Origin of the sequence: Endozoicomonas sp. ISHI1 (assembly GCF_024606225.1) — a bacterium.
In the GTDB taxonomy this organism is placed as follows: domain Bacteria; phylum Pseudomonadota; class Gammaproteobacteria; order Pseudomonadales; family Endozoicomonadaceae; genus Endozoicomonas_A.
In genome coordinates this window covers 234,240-241,629 of record NZ_JAGRPU010000003.1, presented here as the reverse complement: position 1 = coordinate 241,629, position 7,390 = coordinate 234,240, and the positions used below count along the sequence as shown (strand labels likewise).

Annotated in this window: 11 protein-coding genes, 1 rRNA gene and 2 pseudogenes; 5 read left to right on the top strand and 9 right to left on the bottom strand. The window is 43.7% G+C overall.

Annotated features, from left to right (window positions below; genetic code table 11):
* Positions 1–201 precede the first annotated feature (201 nt).
* Positions 202–317 (top strand): 5S ribosomal RNA (gene rrf / locus KBW69_RS04275).
* 66 nt (positions 318–383) lie between these two features.
* On the opposite strand, the gene KBW69_RS04270 is transcribed toward rrf, so the two are convergent.
* Complete coding sequence (locus tag KBW69_RS04270; RefSeq protein WP_257255479.1) at positions 384–932, bottom strand: sugar transferase; 549 nt, start codon at positions 930–932, stop codon at positions 384–386.
* Positions 933–1,136: 204 nt separating this feature from the next.
* Between KBW69_RS04270 and KBW69_RS04265 the strand changes: the two genes are divergently transcribed.
* Complete coding sequence (locus KBW69_RS04265; protein WP_257280034.1) at positions 1,137–1,283, top strand: DUF433 domain-containing protein; 147 nt, start codon at positions 1,137–1,139, stop codon at positions 1,281–1,283.
* Positions 1,258–1,344 (top strand): hypothetical protein, encoded by an 87-nt coding sequence (locus KBW69_RS23645; protein WP_373690671.1) that lies wholly within the window; start codon positions 1,258–1,260, stop codon positions 1,342–1,344. Before KBW69_RS04265 ends, KBW69_RS23645 begins: the two co-directional genes overlap by 26 nt.
* On the opposite strand, the pseudogene KBW69_RS23640 reads toward KBW69_RS23645, so the two are convergent.
* Positions 1,345–1,856, bottom strand: a pseudogene (locus KBW69_RS23640) (transposase).
* A 17-nt stretch (positions 1,857–1,873) separates the two neighbouring features.
* On the opposite strand from KBW69_RS23640, the gene KBW69_RS04250 reads away from it, so the two are divergent.
* Positions 1,874–2,062 carry a hypothetical protein gene (locus KBW69_RS04250; protein ID WP_257280032.1) on the top strand — a complete coding sequence of 63 codons (189 nt, stop codon included), beginning with the start codon at positions 1,874–1,876 and terminating at the stop codon, positions 2,060–2,062.
* On the opposite strand, the gene KBW69_RS04245 is transcribed toward KBW69_RS04250, so the two are convergent.
* The 4 genes and pseudogenes from KBW69_RS04245 to KBW69_RS04230 form a co-directional block, all read right to left on the bottom strand.
* Positions 2,053–2,316 carry a Txe/YoeB family addiction module toxin gene (locus KBW69_RS04245; protein ID WP_257275988.1) on the bottom strand — a complete coding sequence of 88 codons (264 nt, stop codon included), beginning with the start codon at positions 2,314–2,316 and terminating at the stop codon, positions 2,053–2,055. The genes KBW69_RS04250 and KBW69_RS04245 overlap by 10 nt on opposite strands.
* The gene (locus KBW69_RS04240) at positions 2,313–2,555 is read right to left on the bottom strand and encodes a type II toxin-antitoxin system Phd/YefM family antitoxin (RefSeq protein WP_257275990.1); all 243 of its coding nucleotides are present in this window, start codon (positions 2,553–2,555) and stop codon (positions 2,313–2,315) included. Before KBW69_RS04240 ends, KBW69_RS04245 begins: the two co-directional genes overlap by 4 nt.
* A gap of 94 nt (positions 2,556–2,649) precedes the next feature.
* Positions 2,650–3,520: pseudogene (locus KBW69_RS04235) on the bottom strand (ISAs1 family transposase).
* Between the two features lie 279 nt (positions 3,521–3,799).
* Positions 3,800–4,483 (bottom strand): hypothetical protein, encoded by a 684-nt coding sequence (locus KBW69_RS04230; protein WP_257280031.1) that lies wholly within the window; start codon positions 4,481–4,483, stop codon positions 3,800–3,802.
* Positions 4,484–5,034: 551 nt separating this feature from the next.
* Between KBW69_RS04230 and KBW69_RS23635 the strand changes: the two genes are divergently transcribed.
* Entirely contained in the window at positions 5,035–5,226 is a 192-nt protein-coding gene (locus tag KBW69_RS23635) for a transposase (protein ID WP_368736460.1), read from the top strand.
* Here KBW69_RS23635 and KBW69_RS04225 read toward each other — a convergent pair.
* Genes KBW69_RS04225 through KBW69_RS04215 form a run of 3 tightly spaced genes read right to left on the bottom strand, consistent with a single transcriptional unit; the run spans position 5,187 to position 7,390 of the window.
* On the bottom strand, positions 5,187–5,537 hold the full coding sequence (locus KBW69_RS04225) for an ISAs1 family transposase (RefSeq protein WP_257280030.1): 351 nt from the start codon (positions 5,535–5,537) through the stop codon (positions 5,187–5,189). The genes KBW69_RS23635 and KBW69_RS04225 overlap by 40 nt on opposite strands.
* Complete coding sequence (locus KBW69_RS04220) at positions 5,524–6,474, bottom strand: glycosyltransferase (protein WP_257280029.1); 951 nt, start codon at positions 6,472–6,474, stop codon at positions 5,524–5,526. The genes KBW69_RS04225 and KBW69_RS04220 overlap by 14 nt, the downstream gene beginning before the upstream one ends.
* Positions 6,455–7,390: a glycosyltransferase family 2 protein gene (locus KBW69_RS04215; RefSeq protein WP_257280028.1), complete on the bottom strand. Its 936-nt coding sequence runs from the start codon at positions 7,388–7,390 to the stop codon at positions 6,455–6,457. Before KBW69_RS04215 ends, KBW69_RS04220 begins: the two co-directional genes overlap by 20 nt.

Genomic DNA, 7,390 nt, shown 5'->3' with positions numbered 1-7,390 from the left:
CTTGACCATATAACGCCAAAGCGATCTAGAAACTAGTGTCAAGAGACAAGTTTCAAGGAGCCATGCACGAGAGTGTTGAGCAAGAATAGACAACACAGCTTAAACGAGATTTGGATTCCAGAGCCTTCGGCTTTCGAGAAACAGCTTCAAGCCTCCAGCTTCAAGCTTCCAGCTCAAGAGCCAACGGCTCGACCAGTTTTGCCTGGTGACCATAGAGTGTTGGAACCACCCGATCCCATCCCGAACTCGGAAGTGAAACGACAGATCGCCGATGGTAGTGTGGGGTTTCCCCATGTGAGAGTAGGTCATCGCCAGGCATTGAATAAAGCAAAACCCCAGTTGAGTGATCGGCTGGGGTTTTTGTAATTTTGCTCCTTTAATACTCATCTCACCCGATCTCCCCGGCCTCTTCCCGTCGCAGTCATTAAAATATATTTAAAATAATCCTGCAGAGTTAAGGAGCGGATCATCTGGCTGTCTGTTCTGGCAAGCAGTTCAGGGGTAGACATATCAATCTGTCTGACTTGCGCAAGACCGGTGACGCCGGGCAGCACATTATACACTCCGAGTTGTTCACGGGCTTCAATCAACTTTTTCTGATTAAAGAGATTAGGTCTTGGGCCTACCAGACTCATATCGCCAACCAGAACATTCCAGAGCTGTGGCAGTTCGTCCAGTTTGGTTTTACGTAAGAAGCGACCCAGTGGCGTAATGGATGAGGAAGGGACAAGATGACTGGCAACAGAGATAGTATCCACTTGCATGGTACGGAACTTCACAAGCACAAACGGCTTTTTATAACGGCCAACCCGTTCCTGGCTGAACAGGGGAGAGCCAGTATCGAGAAAACCCATAATATAAATCACCAGAAGTAAAGGCGAGCTGAGAATAAGACCGAGTAAAGCCAGCAGGCAATCGAGGAAACGATACACTTCATTTTTTACCTGGAGAATAGGCCAAAACGGTAGCCCGAATACCCTGTTTGACAGGATAGGGCGATTGCCAGCCTAAAAGGTGGATTGCCTTTGTAGTATCAAGCTGTAAATCACCAATCAGCTTGTCTACGTTTAAATCTGTAGACGATATAAGCAATTGTCTCGCAATATAATGTTTATTTTCTCATCCAGGAGCGAATCATGAGTAAGGACGATTATTTAGAGCATATTGAAATTGATCAGGCAAAACGTTTTGGAAAACCTACCGTAAAGGGCACCAGAATAACGGTCACTGACATACTCGAAATGTCGGCAAGTGGGTATGACGCAAGCAGAAATATTGGATGAACACCCTAATTTTCTGGCAGAACAGATTAAGGCTGCGTTGCTTTACGCAGCCACGGAATAATCATGAAGATCCCTGTCCAGCAAGCACTTCAGCCAGATAGCGTGTACTTATAGCTGCTTTCTTTTGTTTTCTCTTCAGACCTGCTTTGAAGGTTTTCTTGTTGTCCAGTAGATTGAATGCAATATGTCTAAAGCCTGCTAAAATTTCTGCTCCGACATTTCCTCGGATACGACACTCGTCTTCTCTCATCGCAACATCGAGTTACCAGTGAGAGTTACCAGTGAAGCTTATTCTCGATGTGTCACTCTGCCATTGGTTCAGCTTCTCCAAAGAGAAGTGATGATCGAAGGCCTTTTCAAGTTTACCCTTATTGCCTTTGACCGCCAGCATCCAGTCAATTAAACACTTCTGGGCTGATCGTACTCACTCACCCCAGTCTTCTGCGCCGACAATGACAGCACAGATGGTCAGAAAAAGGATGTCTGTTAGTCTGTTAGTTTGTGGCCGACTTACCATGCTTGGCGAGGGTCACTGATAATAGAGAGTTGTGAAATCAAATCGTGAGCATTCATGCTGAGGTCTTATCCTGATGGGCAGTTATAAGACCATGGACGCATTAAAAAGAAAAAAATATAAGCTACAGGGCAATAATTTCAGGGGGTTTCATAACTTTTCCCTGCTACTCGAACAGCAGATCAATCAGTCTGATAATCAATTTGTTTCTGAACAACAGCAGTATCTTGAAAAGCCGTTGAAGGCAATGACCAACTATTCGTAATGTGTCCACATCCTGATAATTTTAACGGTCTTCTCTTTTTTAAGTACCTGATAAACCAGCCAGTGCTGGATATTAATTCTCCGTGATAATGCTCCACTCAGATCACCAATCAGCTTTTCATAGGGTGGTGGCGTTTGATATGGATTGATCGCCAGTATTTGCAGCAAGTCTTCTACTTTGTTTTTGAGGTCTGCTGCTGAGATTTTCTTTGCATCTTTTTGGGCCTGCCGGGTGTAAATTAATTTCCAACTCACCAGCCGGGTTCCTCACTGCATTCTGAAATATCACTGGCTAATCCTTCACGGATGGATTCTCGCATAGCTGGTACATTGAGCAGGTGAAGTGTTTCCTGAATAGCACTCCAGTCTTCTTCAGATACCATTACGGCATTATTCCGTTTGCCGGTAATGAGAACTGGTTTATGGTTTTGGGCGGTTTCATCAATCAGCCTGTACAGATTTGCACGGGCTTCGCTGGCACTGTATCTGCTCATGGGTTTTCTCCTGATTCTTTCACTATCAGCGTACGTAATATAGTACGTATTCTTTGACTCTGCCTAGTCGAGAAGAGTGCGCGCCACGGCAAAATCATGAAAGTGCCTGCCCAGCAAGGACTTCAGCCAGATAGCATGTACTCATAGCTGCTTTCTTTTGTTTTCTCTTCAGACCTGCTTTGAAGGTTTTGGTATTGTTCAGCAGATTGACTGCAATATGTCTAAAGCCTGCCAAAATTTCTGCTCCCTCATTTCTTCGGATGCGACACTCGTCTTCTCTCATCGCAACATCGAGTTACCAGTGAAGAGTTACCATTGAAGCTTATTCTCGATGTGTCACTCTGCCATTGGTTCAGCTTCTCCAAAGAGAAGTGATGATCGAAGGCCTTTTCAAGCTTACCCTGATTGCCTTTGACCGCTAGCAGATAGTCAACCTCCTTTTCGACTATGGCCCGAGCTATATCTCGCTGACATCCCATGGCATCGAGTGTCACAAGACAACCCTTGATTTCCAAGAGCTTCAAGAGTTCGGGGATGGCGGTTATTTCATTAGATTTCTCTTCTGTTTTAAGCTGCCCCAGAACTACGTTATTAGCCGCAGAGAAAGCACTAACCCTATGAATCGCATCGCGTTTTTTACTTTTATCGTAAGAACGTCTGAGCGTCTTGCCGTCGATGGCTATAACGTCTCCTTGAGAGACTTTGTGACAGGCATTCATCCAGTCAATAAAGCACTTCTGGAACCGCTTTGGGCTGATGGTACTCACGACTCGCGCTATGGTGTCAATAGAAGGAATGCCTTCTTCAAAATCACCGTACTGCTTAAGCCAGTCCAGCCGTTCATGACCAAAGTCTTCGATTTCACCCCAGCCTTCTGCGTCGGCAATGACAGCACAGATGGTCAGAAAAAGGATGTCTGTTAGCTTGTGGCCGACTTTCCAAGCTTGGCGTGGGTTACTGATAATAGAGAGTTGTTAAATCAAATCGTGAGTATTCATTCTGAGGCCTTATCCTGATGTAAAGGTATAAGACCATAGAAGTATTAAAAAGAAAATAAATATAAGCTACGGGTCAATAATTTCAGGGGTTTTCATGATTTTTCCCTGAGTGGCTGACCGGGGCTGCCCAAGAGCGAGGAGATGAGCAATCGGCAATGAACTTGGAGCGGCAGATCACAAGCTATTATGGACATACTATTTGTCGGGAAGCAATGCGGACTAGTTACCGCGCGACATGTTTCACTGCTACCAGTCCTTGTCCGTATTAATATATTTGGAGTAAAGCGGGTGATCAAAAATGTGAAAAACATATATATGCTCGGTCCATCCTGCAGGAACAATACGCTTATTCCTCAGCTTATGGATAGGGCATAATACCCTTTTCTCGTTTTCCTCGTTGAACTCCTTAATGGCCAGAAGCTCACCTACGCACTCGCAGTGAATCTCATAATCGTCCCCCACAATATCGTCAAAATAGCAATACGTTCTCGGGAGGAAATGCTTGTCTGGATATTTCAATAACTCAAAGGCCCTGACGGTGGAAGAATAGTAATCAAGGTCAAAGCTGATGAAACCGATCGGCGCCCTGTCTTTCTTCATGAACTCGTGAACGGTTTCGCCAACGTCACCGAGGATGAGCTCTGAACGATGGAGATGTTTTTTTACCTCGTCCACGTTGATGGAAAAAAAACCTTCTTGCCAGACATAGGGCATGTCACGGTAATCCACAGGTGGAGGCATCCCCTTGCCGGAATCAAATCCTATAACATCAATTTTTACACCCGTTTCAGGTTCAACCTGCTCGGCGATAGACTCAAGATCCTGCATCCCATGCCCGGTGAAAACGCCGAATTCAATCACAGATATGCGCTTGATCCCCAGACGCTGGGCCTCTATAGCCGCGCGATACACGGGATAAGCGTACTGCACGAGGCACCTCGTCATACTTCAGGCGCTCTGTAAATGATTTATGACCAGGATTATCTATCTTTTCTATTCCGTGCGGCCTGGAAAGCATATGCAAGGTTCGTCCAATTATGCCCATGTCGTGTCCTTCTTGAAGTAAGAAGTGAAATATATCTAATTAACGTGAGTTCGATGTAAAAAAGACAAAGAAGCCCCTGTGATTTAACTATCTTTCGGTTACGGTCCTCAGATAGCTGAGCAGAGGCTCCCATGTCTATGACCAGTGTATTCTGTGATGTTGATGATTTCTGCCTGACTTTTGAACTAGAATGAAATAAACAGCTTCTCTTTAATATCAAAAAGTCGCCGGTTATATCGAAACTGTCGCTCAGTGAAATAATGACCATCATCATTTGTTTTCATCAGAGTGCCTTTCGAGATTTCAAGCTTTATTACCAGAACCTCATTGTTCGAGATAAATAAGACTACTTTCCAAATTTGGTCTCTTACGATCGTTTTGTGGAGCTCATGAAAAAGGCATTGATAGCACTGACCGTTTATCTCAAAAGAAATGTATGGGGCAACAAACTGATTTGTCACTCATTGATTCAATGCCAATTGTCGTTTGTGATAACCACCGGATTAACAGTCGAAAGGTTTTCTTAGAAGAGGCTAAGCTTGGAGTGACGTCTACAGGTTGGAAGTTTGGCTTCAAACCACGGCAAAATCATGAATGTGCCTGCTCAGCAAGGACTTCAGCCAGATAGCGTGTACTCATAGCTGCTTTCTTTTGTTTTCTCTTCAGACCTGCTTTGAAGGTTTTCGTGCTGTCCAGTAGATTGACTGCAATATGTCTAAAGCCTGCCAAAATTTCTGCTCCGTCATTTCTTCGGATACGACACTCGTCTTCTCTCATCTCAACACCTAGTTTCCAGTGAAGCTTATTCTCGGCGTGCCAGTGCTCCCGGCTGGTTTTAACTAATTTTCCAGTCGTTAGCTCCGCAGAGCTGATGTAGTAACGAATGCAGACAGCGGGAACCAGTATTGTTTGAAAAAATGACACATTAGCGATGATCAATAATTACCTTGTTCTTTCGAAATGCTGTAATCTTGGGTCGACGTTTAAAAAACATTCCAAGAGATGAAAAGAAAGCCTTGCTGATTGTACCAAAGTATTTTGGGTACAGAAAAAAAGTCATAATCTTAACAGCAGCAGCACCAGAGAACAAAAAAACAGGTTTTAGCTTTACCAGTATGTTGCTGCCAAATAAGTAATGAATCAAGAAAAAGTTCCTGTACATATAAAAGCCTTTCCATGTTGAAAGAGCCGAGCCAGTATCATAACTCTGCTGCCTTATAATCCTGGCATCCCTAATCGCCTGAATCTTAAATCCGGCATCACGAATACGCAGTGTATAGTCAAGGTCATCATAAAAAATAAAGTAATCAGGATTAGGAAATCCTACCAGATCAACAATACGACGATTAACCATAAAGCCCTCAAAGGTAGCCCCTTCAACAGCTAACAGTTCTGGCATTTGATCTCTTGACGAATATTTCTCTTTAATGCTTGGACGTCCGGGGCAGAAACAAAAGGGGTTACGAAGCTCATACTTTAATAAAGCTCGCTCAACTAATTTCCCTGATTGGTCCTCTCTTACCCCGATCATCACCGACTGCTGGTATTTCATAAACTGAAGAAGGCAGTCAGTATCCAGAAGTACGTCATCATCAATCAGTAGAAGCCACTCATAGCCACCGTAATAAGCACGCTCAAGTCCTGCCGAAAAACCGCCTGCACCGCCAACATTTTCCTCCATTCTAATAACTTGGAATGGAAGGTTTGTCTGTTGTTCCAGCACCTTTAACGTATGATCTGTAGAGGCATTATCCACGACATAGACCATGTTAGCTGGCAATTGTTGTTGTCGCAGGCTGTTAAGGCATTGGGATAACATCTCTGCTCGGTTATATGTCACAATAACGACGGCGATGCTAGAGCGTTCGGCAGCCATTCAAAATAACCTTATGATAAGAAAAGTTTCCGGATAACCCGTGGCAAATTGCTTTGAAAGACAACGCCAACTTTTTGATGGAGGGTTTTGTAAACAGATAGAACCAAAAACATTTAGCAATAAAAATCAGGGCACTGATTTTACCTTTATATTCAAGTAGATTAGCAACGTTATTTCTGCACAAGCAGTAAAGTTTCAGTGCTGAGTCAGTATCATTAAAGTGAAGCAAACCAAACACCATGCTCTCACCCAGGTTTTGGTCTGTCGGGTGATGAAACACAGCATCGCAAACAGTAGCAACTCTGCCTTTTGCTCTCAAAATACGCTGTAGATATTCAATATCGTCACCCCAAATGAAGAACTCTTTTTTTGGTAGACCAACCGAATGAACTATGGCTAAATTTAAGACAATGCCATTGAACGGAGTTACAACATCCTTTAGTATTCCATTTACTGCATAATCATAAACGTCTTTTACGCTTCGTAAGATCCTGAGCTTTCCCGGCAGCCGCATTGGAAAGCACAATTTATTGTGATTCTCTTCATCCAAGACTAAAGGCCCAAAAAAATCATAACTTTCCTTATAGGTCAGTAGTTTTTCAAGACACTGTTGAGAGGGAAAACCATCATCATCCATGAGCCAGCAAAACGAATAGCCTCGTTTGTCAGCCAGCTTGACGCCATAGTGAAAACCACCTGCACCACCCAGGTTTACCTCAAGCCTGTAGTAGGTAAAGTCTTTTCTATGCAAAAAACCATGGCTGGCTAACGCCTGTTCAGTACCATCATTACTCGCATTATCAACAACGATAAAATGACTCGGTTTGATGGATTGATTAAGGATTGCGTCAAGGCATCGTAACAAAAGTTGCTTGCGATTGAAGGTAACTACCACTGCACAAATTTGATCAAACAT